The organism is Actinomadura luteofluorescens (genome assembly GCF_013409365.1).
Lineage (GTDB): Bacteria > Actinomycetota > Actinomycetes > Streptosporangiales > Streptosporangiaceae > Spirillospora > Spirillospora luteofluorescens.
In genome coordinates this window covers 8,574,096-8,592,449 of sequence record NZ_JACCBA010000001.1, presented here as the reverse complement: position 1 = coordinate 8,592,449, position 18,354 = coordinate 8,574,096, and the positions used below count along the sequence as shown (strand labels likewise).

The window sequence follows — 18,354 nt, the reverse complement described above, 5'->3', positions numbered from 1 at the left end:
TCCGGCGTGAGAGATGTCCACGCGCAGCGGGTGAGCGATACTCTGAAACTCCCGTGGTCAGGTGATGTCGCGGCGCAACGGGCTGAGTAGGGCGGCGGCGCTGGCCAGCGCCGTGTACGCGAGGAGGACGAGCAGACCGGCCAGCGGGGAGAGCAGGGGGATGGGATCGGCGGACAGCTGTTGCGACAGCGCGTCGCCGACCGCGGTGAAGTCGGTCAGCGCCGCGGCGGCGCCGCCGGGCAGCCAAGGGTAGAGGTGGCGGACGCCGGGGACCATCATCAGGAGCACCTCGCCCGCGTACAGGTAGCCGACGACCACGGCGAGGGCCGCGACCTGGTTGCGGATCAGGGCGCCCATGCCGATCCCGAGCACCGTGTAGGCCACCATCGCGACACCGATCCTGGCCAGCAGCTCGATGATGCTCGCGGCGGGCATGCCCAACGTCACGCCTCTCGCCGCCGCAGCACCGAAGAACGCCACTGCGGCGGTCGTGGAGAGGACCAGCCCGTAGAGCGCCCCCGACACGCCGTGGGCGACGAGCTTCGCCGCCAGCACCTGCCAGCGGCGCGGCGCGAACAGGAACGTGAAGCTGATCGTCCGGTGCCGGTACTCCGACGTCACCGCCAGGGTCCCGATCGCGGCGGGAAGGAACGCGGTGTATCCAAGGAACCCCAGGATCGTCCGCACCCCCTCCTCGGTTTGCAGGCCCGGCATCGGGGGGTCGAAGTTCTCCGGGCCTACCAAGGTCAGCATGCCGATCAGTCCGCCGCCCAGGAACCCGCCGACCAGCAGGACACCCCACCACATCCGGGTGGCCAGCAACCTGCGGAACTCGGCCTTGATCAAACCGTTCAACGCGCGCTCCCTGTCAGGTCGAGGAAGAGCCGTTCCAGATCGGGTCGCTCGGTGGTCAGGCCGTGGACCCGGACGCGGTGTGCCGCGGCCAGGTCGGCGACCTGCGCCGCGTTCAGTCCCCACACGCGCAGTTGTTCCGGATCGACCCGCTCCAGGCGCGGTGTGAACCCGGCGGGTGGATTCCGGGACAGCGCCTGGGCCAGCGCGTCCGCGTCGGGCGAGCGGACGAGGATCGCCGGTGCCGGGCCGGACAGTTCTGCCAGCGGTCCCGCGGCGACCAGCCGCCCCTGGCGAATCACCACGACATCGTCGACGACCTGCTGGATCTCGCCGAGGACGTGGCTGGAGACCAGGACGGTGCGGCCCTCCCCCGCCAGGTCCCGTAGGAACGAGCGGAGCCTGGCCGTGCCAGCAGGGTCCAGGCCGTTGGTCGGCTCGTCCAGCAGCAGCACCCGGGGGTCGCCCAGCAGCGCGGTCGCCAGGTTGAGCCGCTGGCGCATGCCGGTGGAAAAACCACGTGTCCTGCGATGGGCGACTCCGGTGAGGTCCAGCAACGCCAGCAGTTCGTCGACGCGTTCATCGGGGTGGCCGCCCATCGCGGCGTACACGCGCAGATGGGCGCGGGCCGAATGATCCGGGTGGAAGGAGGCGGCGTCGAAGACGGCGCCGACGGTGGACGAGGGGTTGGCGAGCTCGTGGTACCTCTTCCCGCCGATGGTGACCGAGCCCGAGGTGGGGGCGATGTGACCGATCATCATGCGCATCGTCGTCGTCTTGCCGGCGCCGTTGGGCCCGAGGAATCCGGTGATCCGGCCGGGCTCCACGGCGAAGCCGAGGCCGTCCACGGCGATGACGTCACCGAAGCGCTTGGTCAGGTCCCTCACCTCGACGCGGAGCTCCCCGCCGGTCACGTCCGCGCCCCAGCAGCCTGCCGGATGCGCTCGGTGAGCCGCGCGGCGTTCGGGTGGGAGACCACGATCTCGTCGAAGTCGTCCCCGGTGACCCCGCGGTTCAGTGTCAGGTGCAGGCCGGGCCCACGCCGCACCGACACCAGCTGGCGCGGACCGCGCAGCACACCCCAAACTCCGATCTTGGTAAGGCCCGAGACGACGAGCCCGCGGTGCCCCCCGCGCGCGACCCGCAGGGGCGCATCGACGCAGGCGACCCGGACGATCCCGGCAAGGGGGACGCTCACCTCCGAGCGCCTGGTCCAGATCCGCTCCCAGGCGTTGAACGCGATCGCGACCGTGTCCTCGGCCACCGCCACTTTCGCCATGTCAAGTCCTCTCCGTTGGGGATGGTTCGCCGCCCTTCTGCGTGGACGGAGGGTCCACGGGCATGAGCACGGTCGCGAGCAGCCGCGCCGTCCGCCCCTCCCTCGGCTCGTTGCCGAGCAGTGGCCGGACGAGTTCGGTGAAACCTCGGGCGAAGTCGGCGAACTCCTCATCGTCCAGATGCAGCACCGACTGCTGGTAGCCGACGCCATCGGCAGCCAGATCGATCTGCTCGCGCGCCAGGTAGCGGGAGAACTCGGCGAGCAGGCTGGAGACGAAGGCGGTGAAGTAACGCCCGTGGTCCTCAGCCGTCGCCGTGGCCAGCGCCTCACCACTGAGAACCGCCCCACCGGGCGGCAGCGCGTAGACACGCTCGTTCGTCCCGCCGACCCTGCGCTCTTCGACCACCTCGAGCAGGCCGCCCTTGGCGAGCGCGGCCAGGTGCCGGTAGAGCGTCGCCTGCGGCACGTCCGGCAGCCGACCGGCGATCTCACGCGTGCTACGGCGCCCGCCGCCGACCACCCGCAGAACCCGTATCCGCACCGGATGCAGGGCCAGCTCCGCCCAGCGCTCCCTGGAATCTCTCACCCGACCACATTATCATTATCGATAATGATAACGCCGTCCTCGGCACCCATGGTCGGGGCGGCAGGCACTCTGCCCAGCAACGAAGCCCGAGCACGGCCCCGGGGCGGAGGCCGATGGGTCCCCGACTGGCATCGAGTGGGCCCAAAGGCTTCGATGAAGTCCTCCACGAGGCGAACGGAATCTCGTGCCGATCGCTCTCGGCCGGCTGCTGGTGGTACGCCCGGCCGGTAGACGACCAGTCCGGCCGGAACCCGTAAAGTTGGACGGCATCGGGCCGGGCGTGGCCACGCTTGTTTGCTCCGGGCGACAACCCGCACCGGCTGTGCAGCATGGCCGGCTTTGCCATATGGCTAGAGCCGCACCGCTGCCAACCGACAGCGGCATCACCGTGGCCGGTACCGCCTCAACCGCGGCGGCAATCCTCGGTAAGCGATCAGCTGAAAGGCTTCCTGCCCAACGTCCACGAAGAAGAAGCCGCCCACCAGCCGGACGCCCTCAGCGCAGGGCTTCATGCACCGGGGCGTGAGCGATCAGAAATCGCGGGTGGGCAGCACGCCTTCGAGCGGGGCGGGGATGGGGAGGTCCTCCCCCAAGGCGACCGAGACGATGTGGGCGTAGTCGTCCCCGCGCGGCTCGAAGAAGATCGTGGCCTTTCCTTCCAACCGGTCGATGAGCAGGTACAGCGGGATATCGGCGGCTGCGTAGCCGCGCCGCTTGGGTCCGCGATCGCGTTCGGCGCCCTTGCGGTCCCGTCGGCTCCCGGACGTCACCTCCAGGACCATCGCCGCACGCATCACCGCCGCGGAAGGCGTCGTCAAGCACGACGAACTCTGCAGGACTGTAGCTGTCGGCCAGGGCAGCGGCCATCGAGACCGGGGCCGACGCTGTCAGCGGTCGCTTTGCCCATGACCCCGTCATCGCGCTCCTCGGTCAAGCGCCAGCAACTGAAGCAGTTGCGTGCCCGAGAACGCTGACTGTAAGCGGGCCAACGAGAATCTCAAGGAGGCCGGTAGGGCTTCCGTTGCCGAACTCAGCCGACCAGGGCGACGCAGGCACCATGATCAACCGTCTGGGTGAGCGCTCCGGGAATCCGCGGAGCGTACGGATTGGCTCCCCGGCCGGCTCCCGGGACGCGGTCATCGGGACACACGATGTCAGGCTATGGACAACGCTCTGACCTGCGGGCGGTGGCTCCCGAACTTGGCTCCCATGGCTCCCTGGTCACCGCCGGCGCCTGCCTCGCCTCGACTGTTAATGCGAACGATTTCGCGTTATCCTGTGACACAACCCATAGGAAGGGGCGTCTCGGATGGACGCGAAGCCGCACGCGACGGGGGCCGTACGCCCCGGCGGCCGGACGGCGCGCACCCGTGCGGCGGTGCTGGCCGCGACCCGGGAGGAACTGGAGGCCGGCGGCTACGCCGGGCTCACCCTGGAGAAGGTGGCCGAGCGTTCGGGCGTGCATCTGGCCACGCTGTACCGGCGATGGCGGACGGTCGAGGGACTCGTCGTCGACCTGCTGGGCGAAATGGGCAAGACCGAGATCCCGATACCCGACACCGGCTCGCTGAAGGACGACCTCCGGGCGCTCGCTCTGGACATCGCCGCGCTGTACCGGCAGCCCAGGACCCGGGCGCTCGTCGAGGGCGTCGTGGCCGCCGCCGTCCGGTCTCCCGAGGCGTCCACCGCCTGGGCGACGGTGATCGCCGAGCGCAACCGCCTCGCGTCCCGGATCGTCGAACGGGCCGTGGGACGCGGCGAACTGCCGCCGGGGACCGACGGCATCGCGGTCACCAGCGCCGTCGGCGCCCCCCTCTACTACCGCCTGCTCGTCGCCCGCGGGCCGGTGGACGACGAGATCGCCGAGAGCGCCGCCGCGGCCGCGTACGCCGCCGCCCTCAGCGGCGTCTTCACCCCCGGTGACTCCCCCGGCCCTCCATAAGGCAGCGGCGTACACCCGTCGCACCAGCGAAAGGACGCGCACAATGCGCCAGGACATCGAGTTCATCTCGGCCAGGACGACCGAGGTATGCAAGAGCTTCGACGCCGACCGGCGCGCCCGGTTCAACGGCGAGGCGCCGGCCGAAAGGCGGCGCCGATTCGCCGTCCAGGCCTCGCACGAGATGCGCACACCGCTTGCCGCGCTACGACTGGAGTTGGAAGAAGCCCTGACCAACAGGGATGTCGCCGACCCTTTCGCGGCGTTGAAGGAAGCATTGCAGAGCGTCGAGCGCTTGGAGAACACGGTCATCGCCCTGCTCTGGTCGCTCCAAAGGGACGCTTCGGAGCACCCTTAGGCTGCAGCGTCGGGCGAGTACTACCGCCGCCGGCACCGGCATGGCGGGTCGGTCAGGGGATGGCCCGGTCAACGGACTGAGATGGGAGGCCGTTCTGCTGGGCGGCGGCCTGAGCCCACCGGTCCAGCGTCTTCTCGGCGGCGCCGGAGTCGATGACCGCTGCCGCCCCCTAAGGCCGGAGGCCATGCGGGCGCGCACATCGCCGTCCAGCCCGCGGTAGGCGGCGATCGCGGCGGCCGCGTTGATCAGTACGGCATCCCTGCCCGGACCAGTCTCGCCTTCACCGACGCCGGCGGCCGCGAACTGCGCGGCCTGGCCGCCCGCATGGGCCTGCCCCACTGACCCGCACCGGATCAGACCAGCTGCTCACCGCGGGGTTACACCTATGAAGACGGTCCGGTTCTTGCCAGTGAACGATCCCAGCCGCCCCGCACCCGGTGACCACGCGGGCTCGCCGTATTCGCGCCGATTTGACCCGCAGCAGGACAGGGGGCGCCGTGCGGCCCGGTGAGGCGTCCAGACTTCACCGCCCCTCAGTGATGCACGCAACCGGATCAGCACCCGGCCCGGCTCCCGTCCTCGCCGTATCGAGTGGTCGGCAAGGTGGACGGTGCGCCGGTCAATGCCGTGCGCGTCGCAGGATAAGGAGCTGGCCGATCTCGGAGACGTTCTTCATGAGCTCTATGTTCACCCATGCGCACATGTCGGCGACGGTGTGGCCCGCCTCCTCGGGCCAGGGGAACGCCGATCGTTCGTCGAGGCGGTCGGTGGCCGCCAGCGCCGTCCGCCATGCCTCGTGGATGTCGCCCAGCCATTCGGTGATCGAGGTGCAGGTGCCCGGCCACTCGATCTCTTCGCGTGCCGGGATGTCGGTCTGCTTCAGATGAGCGAGCGCCGTGGTCCACCACCAGCCGATGTGCCAGGTCAGCCAGGCGATCGTGGGGGCCGGGACGGGAGTGGGCTCGACGTCGGAGAAGTCGGAGGCCCAACCGCCCTCGACCTGGTGCATGGTCCAGTGCGACAGTGCCGGTTCCCACAACAGGTCGTCCTCGTGCCACTGCGGCGCGTGGTATTCGAAGAGCGTCCAAGCGGTCGACAGTTGCTGCTGGAGCACCTGCTTGACCTCGGTCATCCAGTCCACCTTCGTTCCATGCCGCGTGCCCGCCGCCCCGGTCTTCGTCGAGGCCGACGCCCTACAGAAGCGCCGTGGAGGAGGCCGCCGACAGCGTCCTCCGCCCATCGTGGCGATCTGCAGGCGTGCCCAGGGGCGGTCACGACGGGCGTGTGGACGAGCTCGCGATGACGGGGCACCCGAGCGGCCCGCTCCACGGCCATCTTGGTCGTGTTCAGTACCCAGCGGGTGGTGTCGTTGAGGGCGGGGTCCTTGGTGCGGGTTTCGAGTAGCCGCACACCCCGCTCCAGGTCCACTTCGTGTAGCGGACGAACGTGTCCTCTCGGCCCTCAAGAGGGTCCTGCACAGCCTCTTCGTAATCGGGACGGGCATAGGCGATGGCCCGCAGCCGCCAGCGGCGCAGCAACGTCTGAACCTGCTTGAAGCGCGCCAGGTCATGCGCGGCGTCGAGCGCCATCTCCGGAACGTGCAACACCCGCGAGACCGTCCTGGAACGCGACGGCGAAAACGTCCAGACCAACGACCAGTACCAGGCCGTCTCGGGGACCCGGACCAGCCCCTATGACGGGGCGACCTGGACCCAGCGCGACGATCTGGACATCGACCACGTGGTCCCACTCGCCCAAGCCTGGCGCTCGGGCGCCAACGCCTGGACCACCGCCCGGCGCCGCCAGTTCGCCCACGACCTGACCTCCTCGCAGCTGTGGACGGTCACCGACAACGTCAACCAGGCCAAGGGCGACAAGGACCCGGGTGGCCGGATCCGGCGCGGTCACCACAGGCGGGCGGGTGAACGCCAGAAGCGGCCGAGGCGTTGAAACGGCGTGGACGAGGCGAGGACGGGGCGCGGATTCGAGCTCGCGGCGGAGGAAGCCCGCGGCTCAGGCCGCGCTGCTGGTGGCCGTGTCAGATCTGACACCAGGAAATCACTTCCCGCTACGTAACGAAGCCTTCGCGGAGGGGGCTTGGTGACGCAGGCTCGGAGAACAGCCGCTGATATGCCGTGACCAGAACCGACGCCAGGGCCACCCCTTTTCGCAGAGATGCTCATCGATCTCCCGAGCACGTCGCCCGCGACATCAGCGCCACCTGGAAACACCTCTTCGCGTCCTACCGTTTCGCGCGGCCCGTACGGCTCCTTCCTCTGCCAAGCCGAACCAGCTGCCCACGGTCTTCGTCAGGTGACCCGGATCAAGCCTTCCAGCAGGTGGCGAACGGCCGGGACGGGCGGGCCCGGCGGGACGGCGAGGTAGGTCGTCATCGTGGGAGAGGTGAGGCGGCGGACGGTGACGCGGGGGATTTCGGGGAGGCCCGCCACCTCGTAGAAGACGGTCCAGGACGGGTCGCCCACGCCGATGTCGGTGAGGGTCTCCTGGAACGTGGTGAAGGGCGGGCCGAGTGGTGGCGCGATCCCGGCCGTCCGGCAGGCGCTGGTGATGAGGTCGTGGAAGGGCGGGTTGTCCTCGCGCGGGGCGAGGCGGAGGGGGAGGTCCGCCAGATCCGCGAGGTCGAGTGCGGGGCGCTGCGCCAGGGGGTGCCCGGCGGGCAGGGCGACGTACAACGGGTCCGTCCAGACCGGGAGCAGTTCGAGGCCGGGGGCGTCGCTGAGCGCGCGGATCAGAGCGGCGTCGAGTTCGCCGGAGCGGACCGCGGACAGCCGGTCGGACAGGGCCAGGCGGCGGGGGCGGACCTGGACGCGCGGCGCCACGGCGGCCAGCTCGCTGAGGACGCGGTAGATCCGGTCGCCGGGGCCGTGCACGGTGCCCAGGCGCAGGACGCCGTCGACACCGGCGCGGACGTCGGCCGCGACCTGCCGTGTGCGGTGCAGGGCGGCGAGGACGGCACGCGCCTCGGGCAGCAGCCGCTCGCCCGCGCCGGACAGCTGGACGCGCCGGGTGGTGCGGTCGAAGAGCCGCACGCCCAGCTCGCGTTCGAGCCGGCGGACCTGCTGGCTCACCGCCGACTGGACGATGCCGATGCGCTCGGCGGCGACCCCGAACCCGCCCTCTTCGGCGACAGCTACGAAGTACTCCAGCTGGCGCAGTTCCACCGGCCCCCTCGATTCATCTCGATCCGTGATGACTCAGGGTCCCAAGCGCCTGTGGTTCGCGGGTTGTTCCCCGGCTCGAATGGAGCTCGGACGAAGACCCGATATTCGACAGGAGCGTGAGGTCGTTGCATCCCCTCGTCGTCATCCCGGAGGCCGCGGAGGTCGTCGGACTTCCGGAAGGTGGGGCGTTCACCCTGCTCGCCGACGCGAGCCAGACCGCGGGCGCGCTCGGCGCCAACCGGCTCACGGTGGGGCCGGGCCGCGACGGCGCCGCCCCGCATTACCACGCGCTGTCCACCGAGCTGTTCTATGTCGTGGACGGGACGATGGAATTCCTCCTCGCCGATCGGGTTGAGACCGTCGCGGCGGGCGGGTTGGTCGTCGTCCCGCCGCGGCTACCGCACGCCTTCGGCGCGGCGGCCGGCACGGGCGCCGACCTGCTGGCCGTCCTCGCGCCCGGGGTCGAGCGCTTCGGCTACTTTCGGCGGCTGGCCCGCGTCCAGCACGGGCTGGAGCCGTTCGAGGGACTGCGGGCCGAGCAGGACCGCTACGACGTGCACTTCGTGGACGACGAGCGCTGGTCGTCGCTGCGGGGCGACCGGTGACCGCGACCGCGGAGGCCGGGGTCGCGGCGCCGCGCATGGGCCCGGTGCCGACGGCGCTGCGGCTCGGCGCGCTGTTCGGGCCGTCGGTGTTCGGCGTGACGGCGGCGGCCGTGGCCCTCCCGGAGATCGCCAGGGAGCTGCACGCCGGGCCCGCGGAGGTCGCATGGGTGCTGACGGCGCACGCGCTGGCGCTCGGCGTCGGCACCGCCGTCTTCGGCCGTCTGGCAGATGGGTGGGGCGCGCGGGCCACGCTGCTGATCGCGGCGGCGGTGCTGGCCGCCGGGGCGGTCGTGTGCGCCGCGGCGCCGAGCCTCGGCGTCCTGGTGGCCGGACGGCTCGTCCTGGCGGCGGGGTCCGGGGGGACGGCGGCGGTGGGCGCCGCGCTGCTCGCCGGTGTGGAGCCCGCCGATCGTCCGAGGGTGCTCGCCGGATACGGCGCGGTCATGGCGGTGTTCGCCTCCGCGGCGACACTGGCCGGGGGCGCGGTGACGACCTGGCTGAGCTGGCGTGTCACCGTCGTGCTTCCTGTGCTGTCGGTGGCGGCCGTCCCGTTCTGCCTCGGGCTGGCGCGGCGGCCGGGGTCGCGCCGTTTCGTCGATGTCGCGGGGGCCGCCGCGCTGACCGCGGCCGTGAGCGCGATGCTCGTGCTCATCCAGGCCAGGACGCTCGACCTTGGCGGCGCGGTCGTCGCCGCGCTCGCGGCGGCGCTCGTCCTCTCCGGCGGGGCGCTGGCATGGCGGGTGGCGCGGCGGCCGGACGGGTTCGTCCCGCACCCGGTGCTCGGCGAGACGGGCTACCGGGTCTCGGCGGTGATCGGGGCCGGGGTGTTCGGCGGGCTCTTCGCCGCGATGTACGTGGTCCCACAGGTCCTTGCTGGGGAGCACGGCTGGAACGTCCTCAAGATCGGTGCCGCGCTGCTGCCGGGCGCCGTGGTCGGCGCGGCACTGGCCCGGCGCGCCGGCTCTCTCGGCGCGCGGGGCGGCCGCCTGCTGCTGGCCGGCACCGCGCTCGCCGCGGCCGCCGCACTGGCCGCGGCTTCCACAGGTGAGGGCGGCCCCTGGCCGCCGGTCGTCGCGGCGTCGCTCTGCCTCGCAGCGTTCGCCGTCACCCAGGTCGTGATCACCGGTGAGGTGTCGGCACGACTCCCGATGCCGCTGCGCGGCGCGGGCATGGGCCTGCTCAACCTGACGTTCTTCGTCGGCGGCGGGGTCGGCTCGGCTCTCGCCGGGGCGCTCGCGGAGTCACGGAGCCCCTCCCCCATCCTGGCGGTCACGGCCCTCTCCCCCCTGACTGCCGCCGCCCTGGCCACCGCCCGCCGCTCCAATTGAAGGCTGCTGCGGCCCCCTCCGCCGGGCGGAGGGGCGCCGCAGGTGTTGGCGGATCATGGAAACCGTCAGCTCGGAGTGTCGTCGCTGGACGGTTCGCCGTTCAGGGCAGGCGCAGAACGAACCGGGCATCTTGCGGCCGTCTGAAATCGTCAGCAAACCGTCGTAGAACCAGGCGACCTCTAGGGCGATGGGCAAGCCGAGCCCGGTGCCCTGCGGGTCCGCTTCCTCGATTCCCGCTGAGGGCGGCGAGGGTCCCGTCGATCGCGTAGGCGGAGGCGGGGTGGGTGTTGGGGTTGCCGACCTGGGTGCATGTCGAGGGCTTGCCGGCTGCCTCGGCGAGCGGGCAAGGTGCCGCCCGTCCGAGGCCGGGTCGAAGGGCCCCGCCGAAGACCCGAGCGGCTGCTGGCCGACCGCGGCCACGACCACGACAAGCACCACCGCCTGGTCTGGAGCAAGGGCGTCGAACCGGTCATCGTCCACCGCGGCAGCCCGCACGGCTCGGGGCTGTGCGTCCACCGCTACGCCGTCGAGCGCACGATCGCCCTCCTGCACTGGTTCCGCCGCTTACGCATCCGCTGGGAGATCCGCGACGACATCCATGAAGCCTTCATGACCCTCGCCGCCGCCATCCTCTGCTGGCGACGCCTCGTCCGCTGATTCTGTTAGGACCTCTTTAACCCGTGTTCCGTCGCGGCTGTTGCCGCTGCCCCGGCCGGACGCGTAGTGCTTGTCGTAGCCGACGTGGTCGGTGACCCTTCCCCCTGACTCCGTCCGGTCCGCCGCCGCAGCGGCCCACTTCGCCGAACACGGCTTCAATCTCTGCGCGGGCCTGTACTCGGGGTCACGACGGCCTCCTTAATGGTCATCTCGATGGAACGGCCGTCCGGGTCGTGCAGCAGATGCCGGCCCGGATCCAAACCGGTGACGCCGGCGTCGGCGCCGAACCCGAGCCGCACGCGGCCGGTCGGCTCGTGTGCGCCTGCCGGGTACAGCTCGAACACCGTGCCGTCGTCCAGGACGGCGGCGAAGTGGTCCGGCCCGGTGCCGTGTCGCTCGGGGCGCAGGTCCAGGCCGAGCCCGGCGTAGAACGCGCGGCACTCTTCCAATCTGCTGGTGTAGATCACGGTCAACGTGCTGTGCATGAGGTCCTTCCTGAGGCAGCCGCTGGTTGGATTGGAACCCGAGCGTCCGGAGCGGAGTGGGCGGGGCGCCGCCCAATGGGGCCGGTGAACGGGAAACGCCCGGCGGGGTGCTGGACGAGAGGGGGGCCGCCCGCGGAGCATCCGGCTGAGAAGCCCTGGACGTTCCCGACCAACCATGCCAGTGTCGCGGTCGTCCACGATCCCACAGCCGCGTCCGCGACAACGCCGACCGGACCGGCATCACCGAACGCGCTGTCCAGCGCATTCTGACCGAGCTGGAAACCGACGGGTACCTCACCTGCACCCGCACCGTGCGCCGCACCAGCTACACCATCGACCCCGCCCAGCCGCCGGATGACCTGCCCTGGCTCGTCGGCGCACTGCTGAACCTGATCATCGGTCCCCCACAGCGACGCCACAGCGATCGGTCCTAACGGGTCGCGGAGCAAGTCTCAGGTGGGGTCGGGGGCGGAGGCGTGCGCCCCCGTCAGCGGGTGAACGGCGTCCGAATGCCGTGATGGTGGTGGCACTGGCTCATCCCGGGGTTCAGTGCTGCTCGCTGTCCTGCAGGCCACCGCGGGCCTGCATCTCGCGAAATGCCTCGTCGGCAGCTGTGATCTCAGGGTGGTACTGCCGATGCACCTTGTAGGTGCGGTCGAGTTCGATCCGGTGGTAAAGCCCGTTCGGCTCGCCGAAGCGGAAGTCACGAGGGAGGCGCTGTACGCCGTCGCGGTGCACGATCAGGATTGCGCGGTCGGTGGCCACGAACGTCGCCACCAGCACGGTGAAGATCCACCAACCGGTCTGGGCGATGAAGCCCGTCTGGATCTGCTCCCCTGGTTCCAATTGCGGTGCGGCCCGCTTGGCGATCAGTTCGATCCGTCGTTCCCGATAGCCCATGACTTCCCTCCCAAGCGAGGTGTGCCTGCATCGTAAGTGCCCGTTTGAACCGGGAGCGTCGCTGATCGTCCCGGACGCGAAGTCATCAAGCGGGCAGACGGGCGGACGGGCGGACCGGCGAGGGTGATACTGAGTTGATGTTCGTCCCGATGAGCCCGCTTTCCTACTTGGTGTTTGGCCTCGCCTTCATCGGCTTGGGTTGTTGGATGACCCTGTTCAACGATCCGATGATGATCCGCGGTCTTGGGGGGTTGTTCCTGCTGATAGGTGTGGGCATGGTGGCTGCTTGTATCTGGCTGCGCCGGTTGGGTGTGGGCTGGTTCCAGACCTGGTTCTAGCGTTCACCCGGTGGGTTCGATACGCAGGACGGCGGCGGTGTCGAGGATCTTGACGACTTCCAGGTTCATGGCGTTGTTGATGGTCGCGGCGGTTCCCTTGTCGCAGCTCAGCCGGACGTCGCCGCCCTGCGACGAAACGCCGCCGCCACCGGAACAGCCCGAAATGCTGTAGCCCGACCCCGTCAGCGGCGCGACCATCTCGACCGCGCGGCCGGTGATCGCCGTCACCTTGATCGGCCCGAGGCCGTACCTTCCCGGCACTGTCACCACGTCCCCTACGGCGACCTTGATCTCGCACGTCCCGTCAGCGCACGGCCCGGTCGGCGTGGGATCGGGCGCCGGTGACCCGGAACCGGATCTGGCGGGCTGGCCCTTGGCGGGAGACCCGTTCGAGGAATCCGAGGAACAGGACGGGAGAGCGGCGAACACGACGGAGACAACAACGGCGACGACGGCAGTCGATGACCTTCTTCGCATCATGGTCATATGGAACCGCAGCGGCGCCGTGGACGGTCGGCGAACGACGCACATCCTCGTCATCGGCACCCCGGTCCGCAGGTTCCTCAACCCCGGAGACGCGTGGGCCGACACCGTACCCAAGACCAACAGCGGATGGCGAGCCCGGGGCGAGCCCAAGGCTCATTCATTCCCCGCCCCGCTTCCTGTACCGCAACTACTGGCCGTTGTCCGTTCGTTAGCGAACCGAGCCGTCTCCCCCGGCACATCCGGATAATTCACACAGGACCAGAAAACCCGAGAACCGTCGACGGGACCTCTCCAGTGTTCAACCGAGCCACGCCGAGCTATCAGGCCTCCATCCCCTCCGCAGCCCCGGTATCAGGCGCGTCGCCCAACTCCAGCGACCGCTCGGCCGAGGAGCCGAATCCGCAGACCCGGCCCCGGACGGCCAGTGCTCACGTCTTCCCAGCGGGCCGGACCCTCATCGCCGGGCCGTCTGCCTCAGAGCTGGTCTGCTCTGCACCCCCAGCGCTCGACCGCCTTTGCTGCCTCCTCAAGGCGATTGGCAGGAGCAGTGCTCCGATGAGTCGGAGCTGAGAAGGGCTTGTAGGGCTGCTGTGGGGACGCGGTAGCAGGTGCCGATGCGGAGGATCTTGCAGGGGAACTGGTTCTGTTTGGCGAGTTGGTAGGCGTAGGTGCGGGAGAGGTCGAGGGCTCGGGCTGCGGTGTTGATGTCGACCACGGTGGGGAGTTCGGCGAGTTCGGCGTTCTTCAGCGGTTGCATACGTCGACCTCCAGGTCCAGGAGTTCTTGGTCCTTGTGAGTGAACTGGTCTTGCGAAGCATCAGCCGATGTCAAATGCGCCCGTCGCCGCCGGGAAGGCCGCACCTGTGCGTGACACTCACGAGTGGAGCGTCGGAGCGATAGGGAATGTTCTGTTGTGAGGAAGCAGTAACGGAGACTAGTGCGGTGGCTGAGGTTTCGCTGCCTGGCGGGTTCGTGAGTGGGAGCGTTCGCGTGGGTGACACGGTGCGCCGACGGCCTGCTGCTCGTGCGGAGTTTGTGCACCGGTTGCTGGGTCTTTTAGAGCGAGCCGGGTGGGAAGGCGCCCCGCGGTTTTGGGGGGATCGATGAACAAGGGCGGGAGGTGCTGAGTTTCCTCGACGGCCATGTTGCGTGGGAGCAGGTTCAGTCGACCCGGGTCGACAGCGACCAGAGCTTGATACGGGTCGCCGTGCTGGTCCGGGAGTTTCACGACCTGACGGCCGCGACGGATCTTGCCGCGAGGGTGAGGTGGTGTGCCACAACGACCTGTCGCCGAAGTACACGGTGTACCGGGATTCGGGTGCGGGGATGCGTACCAGTCCCCACGCCTCGGAGAACGCCTGGATGACCTCGTTCTGAGACCAACACGAACTTCCTGCCACCGCTGGCCGGCAGCCTGTCGAAGCTCATGTCGGGCATGCAGCGTTGCCCTGCCTTCAGCGCCAAAGCGAGATCGCCAACCGGGAACTCCTGTTCCACCGCCAAGGTGAGCAGGGCATTGCGCAGACCCTGAAGGACACAGCTCTGCCACCTGGGCCGGCCGGTACACCGTGCCGAGTTCGGAGGCGTTGGTGAGCGAGAGGACCGCGGGGACGACCTGATGCTCGCCGCGGCCGACGGGCGGCATGGCGGCGTGGTAGGCGCCTCGCAGTACCTTGTCGGCCCGACTGATCCCCAGAAGGTCTCCGTACAGCCATTCTCCGAAGCTATGCCGTCGCGTGAGGAAGGGCTCCGGCCAGGCATCGGGGGCGGGCTGGTACAGGTATTCCAGATCGGCTTCCGGAAGCCGCCGACCGTTTTCGAATGCTTCGAGCAGCGCGCTTGTCAAGCTGTGCTTGGCCGCGCCCATCAGAATGTCGACTCGCCAGGGCTGGCTGTTGGAGTTGCTCGCGACCCGCCGCTCATCGTTGCGCTGGACGAGCGGTTCTCCGCGGAGGTCATGCGCGGCGAGGTCCTGTCGCTCCTGCGGGACGCCGCTGACGAACTGCACGCTCAGCTCCTCTGAACCGGGGCGGTGCGGATCGCCGCCGGTCGGGTCGCGGCGTCGTAGGCGGCCTGCGCGCCCCAGGCGCCCATACCGCTGTCCCTCGCCGGCTCGAAGAGCCGCCCGGGGCCGCCGCCCTGCCATTCGTTCACCCAGAGCAACCCGGCGGGGATCGCGCGGGCCGCGGTCACGTGGTCGGGGTTCCCGGTGTACACGGTCGCGGCAAGGCCGAAGCGTGAGCGCGAGGCGAGCTTCACCCCCTCTTTGAAGGAGTCGACGACCCGCACCGGGGCGACCGGGCCGAACGTCTCCTCGGTCATGACCGCCATCGAGTCGTCCACACCGGTCAGGACCGTGGCCGGGTAGAAGAAGCCCGGCCCGGCCGGCACCTCCCCGCCGATGCGGATCCTCGCCCCCTTGGCGGCGGCGTCGAGGACGTGCCCGTGGACCAGATCGCGCTGGCGCCGGTCGACCAGCGGCCCGAGGACCGTCGACGCGTCGCGCCCGTCGCCGTAGGTGTACCCGCGCGCGGCGTCCACCAGCGCGTCGACGAACCGGTCGGCGATGGCGCGGTGGACGTAGACGCGTTCCATCGAGGTGCAGATCTGGCCCGAATTGACGAAGGCGCTGTGCGCGACCGATCACGGGGTCCTTGCCGCCGAGTTGTCGACTACTTCCGTGCCTACACGCACACCGTCCAGTGGTTGGATGAGCAACTCATCGGCATGCCTGAGTTGGAGAGGTTCGAGGCGGAACTCATCGACGAGTGGGAACGGGAGTTTGAATGGATGCTCCTGGAGTTGGATGAGGATACCGATGAAGCGGCCGGCCTGGAGCACCTCCGGAATGGCGTCCTCCAGCATCCAGGTCTTGTGGCTGTTGGTCCTTGCGGGCTTCGATCAGGTCGGCGAAGCGGCGCAGTGTTGCGGCCCGCTCGGCGGGGTTGAGGTCCCGCCATGCGGGGAACGCGGCGCGGGCGGCGGCCACGGCCACGGCCACGGCCACGGCCACGGCGTCGGCGGCGTCGGCCGGCCCGGCGGCCTTGGTGGGGCCGGTGTCACCGGTTATCAGGCCGCCGCCGGGTGCCGACTATGGCCGGCGGCGGCCTGATGTCAGCCTTGGTGGAGGGCCCCATCGGCAACTGATGCATCGTGGCTGCGGGCGTGCATCATGTCGTGTTCGGCTTTGGGGATGGTGGTTTCGAAGTCGAGGAGCTTGGCCCAGGTGGGCGTGATCGTGATGACCGCCATCTGGTCGTACAGAGCGTGCACGCCGGTCTTCCAGTCGGGCCAGTGGTCGTCCGACATCCGCCTCCTCGATGCCCGGAGGAAGACGTCCGGGACGCCGGCGACGACGTCGACCTGCGCGGTGCCGCGCAGCAGCAGCACCTTAGGCGGGAAGTCCTCGCTGTCGATGGTCAGCGCGACGTTGGGGGTCTCCTGCAGAGCCTTGGTCTTCGCCGAGCTGACAGCGCTGGCGACCGTGATGCGGGCGCCGTCCCAGTCGTAGCCCACCGGCACGACCCGCGGGGTGCGGTCGAGACCGGTGTAGGCGAGCCGGGCGGGGATGCGCGAGGCCAGCAACTCCCGCGCGTACGGCCTGTTCATCACCTCGGTGATGTCCTGGGTGCTCATGGCTGCGGTCATGGGTGCGGTCATGGTCGTCCGCCTTTCCTGCGTCGCGGCGCCCTGCCTGAGGGGTGGGCGCGATTGTTCAGCGTCGCCACGTGCATGGCGACGTACCGATCGGTGAGAAAGGGGTCAGCCGCCCTGGCTGCGCTGGATCGCTTCGGCGATCTGCTTGATGCGTTGCAGGCGGGCATCCCAGGAGGCCCCCGACCGACGACAGTTGAGCGACGGCCCGGGCGAGCTGGGTCTGGTCGACCTGGTAGCGGCGTTCGCGTCCAGACGGGGTGGCATGAACCAGCCCGACCCGTTCGAGTACACCAAGATGCTTGGCGACGGCCTGCCGGGTGACCGGGAGCTGCTGGCTCAGCCTGGTCGCGGTGCCGCCGCCCTGGGCCAGCAGCAGGTCCAGCATCCGACGCCGGGTCGGGTCTCCCACCGCCGACCACAGGTCGTCGTCGACGGGTCCGCTCACGGCTTCGACACCGTCCGGGCGGCGTAGGCGACCAGGCGCGGCAGGAAGTGGTCCCACCCGGCGGCATGCTGGCCGTACCGGGCCACCAGCACCTCCTCCTGCCAGCCCCTGTCGCGGAATCCGGTCTCGGTGAAGCGCAACAGCGTCCCCGTCCCAGACGGAACCAGCTCGAAAGTCACCAGCAGCGAGTTGGCCGGCTCCGCGGCCTCCCCCTGGCCGTAGGCCCACCGGAAGCAGAACCGCCTGGGCGGGTCGGCCTCCACCACCGTCAGCGGCACAACCTTGGCATCCGGTGCGTTCGGGTCACCGAACGAGACCACCCCGCGGGCGCCGGGCACCGCCTCGACCTCCGCCTCGTCCGGCCACCACTCCCGCAGATGCTCGGCCTTACTGATGACCTGGTAAACCACCTCGGGCGCGGCCTCGATGTGGAGCTCCCGCTCGATCCTGCCGTAGTCCATCACGTCTCCCTTTCTACACGCAACCTTTGGTTGCGTGTGACTGTACGACACTCGATCCAAATGCGCAACCATTGGTTGCTACCGGGGGCGGGGCACAGACGTTCCCAGGCCGATCTCCCACAGGGAGAAGGTGTGCCGCAGTGATCTGGACATCCTCCGGCAGACCCCCGTCGTGCCCGCGAGCGGGGCGAGCGTGGCCGTGATCGCCTCACTTCGACCGCCGCCATTAGGACGCGGGCCAGATGCGCCGCCGTCGCCTATGACGAGCCGTTCGTGATCCGACCACGGAAGCAGTGGTCGGCTCGCGCAGTGCGGTCACGGCTGCTGGGCGGCAAGTTCCAGGTCAGCCAAGGACTTGGGTGTACCGGTGCACGGGGACCTCTATAGGTCCGGCCGTCGAGGGCGCCCTGTACACCGTTGGGCCTTCGTCACGCCATCCGTGGAACTCGTAGAAGCGGCGTGCTCGCGTGTTGCCTGGAACCACCGCGAGGTGGGCCTTGCGATGCCGGCCCGAGAGTCGTTCCTCCGCGCAACGCAGTAGCGCTCCACCGACACCGAATCCACGCGCCGCGCGGTCGACGGCCAGCTGGACCACTTCTCCGGTGTCCTCAGCGAGAACGACCAGGCCGAGGAGCTCGTCGTCGTCGGTCGCCACGATCGTCGACCCCACGAACTTTTCCGCGTGTACGGAGAAGTGCTCCGGACCTCGGGCCTTCATCAGCTCGTCCGGTACGTGGCCGGTGTGCCCGTCCAGCCATGCCGCCCGCCAGAGCACGGCGAGCTCCGGCGCCTCGTG

24 protein-coding genes and 2 pseudogenes are annotated in these 18,354 nt (G+C 69.8%); 9 read left to right on the top strand and 17 right to left on the bottom strand.

Annotation, left to right across the window (positions count from 1 at the left end):
* Positions 1 to 57: 57 nt before the first annotated feature.
* The 5 genes from BJY14_RS39595 to BJY14_RS39575 all read right to left on the bottom strand — a co-directional run bounded on the left by BJY14_RS39595 (position 58) and on the right by BJY14_RS39575 (position 3,535).
* Complete coding sequence (locus BJY14_RS39595; protein WP_179848277.1) at positions 58 to 855, bottom strand: ABC transporter permease; 798 nt, start codon at positions 853 to 855, stop codon at positions 58 to 60.
* A complete protein-coding gene (locus BJY14_RS39590; RefSeq protein WP_179848276.1) occupies positions 852 to 1,766 on the bottom strand; it encodes an ABC transporter ATP-binding protein in 915 nt (304 codons plus the stop codon). Before BJY14_RS39590 ends, BJY14_RS39595 begins: the two co-directional genes overlap by 4 nt.
* Positions 1,763 to 2,131 carry a hypothetical protein gene (locus BJY14_RS39585; RefSeq protein WP_179848275.1) on the bottom strand — a complete coding sequence of 123 codons (369 nt, stop codon included), beginning with the start codon at positions 2,129 to 2,131 and terminating at the stop codon, positions 1,763 to 1,765. Before BJY14_RS39585 ends, BJY14_RS39590 begins: the two co-directional genes overlap by 4 nt.
* Before the next feature lies 1 nt (position 2,132).
* On the bottom strand, positions 2,133 to 2,717 hold the full coding sequence (locus BJY14_RS39580) for a helix-turn-helix domain-containing protein (protein ID WP_179848274.1): 585 nt from the start codon (positions 2,715 to 2,717) through the stop codon (positions 2,133 to 2,135).
* A gap of 530 nt (positions 2,718 to 3,247) precedes the next feature.
* On the bottom strand, positions 3,248 to 3,535 hold the full coding sequence (locus tag BJY14_RS39575; protein WP_246396287.1) for a Uma2 family endonuclease: 288 nt from the start codon (positions 3,533 to 3,535) through the stop codon (positions 3,248 to 3,250).
* A gap of 491 nt (positions 3,536 to 4,026) precedes the next feature.
* On the opposite strand from BJY14_RS39575, the gene BJY14_RS39570 reads away from it, so the two are divergent.
* Positions 4,027 to 4,659, top strand: coding sequence for a TetR/AcrR family transcriptional regulator (locus tag BJY14_RS39570; RefSeq protein ID WP_179848273.1), 633 nt, complete (start codon positions 4,027 to 4,029; stop codon positions 4,657 to 4,659).
* Between the two features lie 43 nt (positions 4,660 to 4,702).
* Positions 4,703 to 5,014, top strand: coding sequence for a histidine kinase dimerization/phospho-acceptor domain-containing protein (locus tag BJY14_RS39565; RefSeq protein WP_179848272.1), 312 nt, complete (start codon positions 4,703 to 4,705; stop codon positions 5,012 to 5,014).
* A gap of 619 nt (positions 5,015 to 5,633) precedes the next feature.
* On the opposite strand, the gene BJY14_RS39560 is transcribed toward BJY14_RS39565, so the two are convergent.
* Positions 5,634 to 6,146 (bottom strand): DinB family protein, encoded by a 513-nt coding sequence (locus BJY14_RS39560; RefSeq protein ID WP_179848271.1) that lies wholly within the window; start codon positions 6,144 to 6,146, stop codon positions 5,634 to 5,636.
* A 419-nt stretch (positions 6,147 to 6,565) separates the two neighbouring features.
* On the opposite strand from BJY14_RS39560, the gene BJY14_RS39555 reads away from it, so the two are divergent.
* Positions 6,566 to 6,964: a GmrSD restriction endonuclease domain-containing protein gene (locus BJY14_RS39555; protein WP_179848270.1), complete on the top strand. Its 399-nt coding sequence runs from the start codon at positions 6,566 to 6,568 to the stop codon at positions 6,962 to 6,964.
* Between the two features lie 359 nt (positions 6,965 to 7,323).
* Here the strand turns inward: BJY14_RS39555 and BJY14_RS39550 are convergent, their stop codons facing one another.
* Positions 7,324 to 8,196, bottom strand: coding sequence for a LysR family transcriptional regulator (locus BJY14_RS39550; protein WP_179848269.1), 873 nt, complete (start codon positions 8,194 to 8,196; stop codon positions 7,324 to 7,326).
* Between the two features lie 125 nt (positions 8,197 to 8,321).
* Here BJY14_RS39550 and BJY14_RS39545 point away from each other — a divergent pair, with 125 nt between their 5' ends.
* The 3 genes from BJY14_RS39545 (at position 8,322) to BJY14_RS39535 (ending at position 10,786) form a co-directional block, all read left to right on the top strand.
* Positions 8,322 to 8,801 (top strand): cupin domain-containing protein, encoded by a 480-nt coding sequence (locus BJY14_RS39545; RefSeq protein ID WP_218905798.1) that lies wholly within the window; start codon positions 8,322 to 8,324, stop codon positions 8,799 to 8,801.
* Positions 8,798 to 10,129 (top strand): MFS transporter, encoded by a 1,332-nt coding sequence (locus tag BJY14_RS39540; protein ID WP_312879655.1) that lies wholly within the window; start codon positions 8,798 to 8,800, stop codon positions 10,127 to 10,129. The genes BJY14_RS39545 and BJY14_RS39540 overlap by 4 nt, the downstream gene beginning before the upstream one ends.
* A 348-nt stretch (positions 10,130 to 10,477) precedes the next feature.
* The gene (locus BJY14_RS39535; RefSeq protein ID WP_179848267.1) at positions 10,478 to 10,786 is read left to right on the top strand and encodes a hypothetical protein; all 309 of its coding nucleotides are present in this window, start codon (positions 10,478 to 10,480) and stop codon (positions 10,784 to 10,786) included.
* Positions 10,787 to 10,941: 155 nt separating this feature from the next.
* Here BJY14_RS39535 and BJY14_RS39530 read toward each other — a convergent pair whose 3' ends face one another.
* Both BJY14_RS39530 and BJY14_RS39525 read right to left on the bottom strand, forming a co-directional pair.
* Complete coding sequence (locus BJY14_RS39530; RefSeq protein ID WP_179848266.1) at positions 10,942 to 11,271, bottom strand: VOC family protein; 330 nt, start codon at positions 11,269 to 11,271, stop codon at positions 10,942 to 10,944.
* Between the two features lie 546 nt (positions 11,272 to 11,817).
* The gene (locus BJY14_RS39525) at positions 11,818 to 12,171 is read right to left on the bottom strand and encodes a hypothetical protein (RefSeq protein ID WP_179848265.1); all 354 of its coding nucleotides are present in this window, start codon (positions 12,169 to 12,171) and stop codon (positions 11,818 to 11,820) included.
* Between the two features lie 137 nt (positions 12,172 to 12,308).
* Between BJY14_RS39525 and BJY14_RS39520 the strand changes: the two genes are divergently transcribed.
* Positions 12,309 to 12,509, top strand: a complete 201-nt coding sequence (locus BJY14_RS39520) for a hypothetical protein (protein ID WP_179848264.1) — start codon at positions 12,309 to 12,311, stop codon at positions 12,507 to 12,509.
* 3 nt (positions 12,510 to 12,512) lie between these two features.
* Here BJY14_RS39520 and BJY14_RS39515 read toward each other — a convergent pair whose 3' ends face one another.
* Positions 12,513 to 12,776 (bottom strand): hypothetical protein, encoded by a 264-nt coding sequence (locus tag BJY14_RS39515; RefSeq protein ID WP_179848263.1) that lies wholly within the window; start codon positions 12,774 to 12,776, stop codon positions 12,513 to 12,515.
* 745 nt (positions 12,777 to 13,521) lie between these two features.
* The gene (locus BJY14_RS39510) at positions 13,522 to 13,752 is read right to left on the bottom strand and encodes a helix-turn-helix domain-containing protein (RefSeq protein WP_179848262.1); all 231 of its coding nucleotides are present in this window, start codon (positions 13,750 to 13,752) and stop codon (positions 13,522 to 13,524) included.
* An 861-nt stretch (positions 13,753 to 14,613) separates the two neighbouring features.
* On the opposite strand from BJY14_RS39510, the gene BJY14_RS39505 reads away from it, so the two are divergent.
* Positions 14,614 to 15,018, top strand: coding sequence for a hypothetical protein (locus BJY14_RS39505; RefSeq protein ID WP_179848261.1), 405 nt, complete (start codon positions 14,614 to 14,616; stop codon positions 15,016 to 15,018).
* Here the strand turns inward: BJY14_RS39505 and BJY14_RS39500 are convergent.
* Positions 15,006 to 15,623 (bottom strand): annotated as a pseudogene (locus tag BJY14_RS39500) (aldehyde dehydrogenase family protein); the annotation flags it as partial. The gene BJY14_RS39505 and the pseudogene BJY14_RS39500 overlap by 13 nt on opposite strands.
* Here BJY14_RS39500 and BJY14_RS47930 point away from each other — a divergent pair.
* Positions 15,570 to 15,761, top strand: a pseudogene (locus BJY14_RS47930) (ABC-three component system protein); the annotation flags it as partial. The pseudogenes BJY14_RS39500 and BJY14_RS47930 overlap by 54 nt on opposite strands.
* Here the strand turns inward: BJY14_RS47930 and BJY14_RS47925 are convergent.
* The 5 genes from BJY14_RS47925 to BJY14_RS39470 form a co-directional block, all read right to left on the bottom strand.
* Complete coding sequence (locus BJY14_RS47925) at positions 15,754 to 16,065, bottom strand: aldehyde dehydrogenase family protein (RefSeq protein WP_179849919.1); 312 nt, start codon at positions 16,063 to 16,065, stop codon at positions 15,754 to 15,756. The pseudogene BJY14_RS47930 and the gene BJY14_RS47925 sit on opposite strands and share 8 nt — an antisense overlap.
* Positions 16,066 to 16,109: 44 nt before the next feature.
* The gene (locus BJY14_RS39485) at positions 16,110 to 16,655 is read right to left on the bottom strand and encodes a pyridoxamine 5'-phosphate oxidase family protein (RefSeq protein ID WP_218905797.1); all 546 of its coding nucleotides are present in this window, start codon (positions 16,653 to 16,655) and stop codon (positions 16,110 to 16,112) included.
* Positions 16,656 to 16,710: 55 nt separating this feature from the next.
* A complete protein-coding gene (locus tag BJY14_RS47920; protein WP_376770062.1) occupies positions 16,711 to 17,037 on the bottom strand; it encodes an ArsR/SmtB family transcription factor in 327 nt (108 codons plus the stop codon).
* A gap of 56 nt (positions 17,038 to 17,093) precedes the next feature.
* Positions 17,094 to 17,558, bottom strand: coding sequence for an SRPBCC domain-containing protein (locus tag BJY14_RS39475; RefSeq protein ID WP_179848258.1), 465 nt, complete (start codon positions 17,556 to 17,558; stop codon positions 17,094 to 17,096).
* Positions 17,559 to 17,901: 343 nt separating this feature from the next.
* A complete protein-coding gene (locus BJY14_RS39470) occupies positions 17,902 to 18,333 on the bottom strand; it encodes a GNAT family N-acetyltransferase (RefSeq protein ID WP_218905795.1) in 432 nt (143 codons plus the stop codon).
* Positions 18,334 to 18,354: the final 21 nt, after the last annotated feature.

Bases quoted from the DNA above. Each gene is read 5' to 3' on its own strand.
- BJY14_RS39585 (WP_179848275.1), bottom strand. From the start codon at position 2,131: ATGGCGAAAGTGGCGGTGGCCGAGGACACGGTCGCGATCGCGTTCAAC.
- BJY14_RS39570 (WP_179848273.1), top strand. From the start codon at position 4,027: ATGGACGCGAAGCCGCACGCGACGGGGGCCGTACGCCCCGGCGGCCGG.
- BJY14_RS39565 (WP_179848272.1), top strand. From the start codon at position 4,703: ATGCGCCAGGACATCGAGTTCATCTCGGCCAGGACGACCGAGGTATGC.
- BJY14_RS39560 (WP_179848271.1), bottom strand. From the start codon at position 6,146: ATGACCGAGGTCAAGCAGGTGCTCCAGCAGCAACTGTCGACCGCTTGG.
- BJY14_RS39530 (WP_179848266.1), bottom strand. From the start codon at position 11,271: ATGCACAGCACGTTGACCGTGATCTACACCAGCAGATTGGAAGAGTGC.
- BJY14_RS39525 (WP_179848265.1), bottom strand. From the start codon at position 12,171: ATGGGCTATCGGGAACGACGGATCGAACTGATCGCCAAGCGGGCCGCA.
- BJY14_RS39520 (WP_179848264.1), top strand. From the start codon at position 12,309: ATGTTCGTCCCGATGAGCCCGCTTTCCTACTTGGTGTTTGGCCTCGCC.
- BJY14_RS39510 (WP_179848262.1), bottom strand. From the start codon at position 13,752: ATGCAACCGCTGAAGAACGCCGAACTCGCCGAACTCCCCACCGTGGTC.
- BJY14_RS39505 (WP_179848261.1), top strand. From the start codon at position 14,614: ATGCTCGCCGCGGCCGACGGGCGGCATGGCGGCGTGGTAGGCGCCTCG.
- BJY14_RS39485 (WP_218905797.1), bottom strand. From the start codon at position 16,655: ATGACCGCACCCATGACCGCAGCCATGAGCACCCAGGACATCACCGAG.
- BJY14_RS47920 (WP_376770062.1), bottom strand. From the start codon at position 17,037: ATGCTGGACCTGCTGCTGGCCCAGGGCGGCGGCACCGCGACCAGGCTG.
- BJY14_RS39475 (WP_179848258.1), bottom strand. From the start codon at position 17,558: ATGGACTACGGCAGGATCGAGCGGGAGCTCCACATCGAGGCCGCGCCC.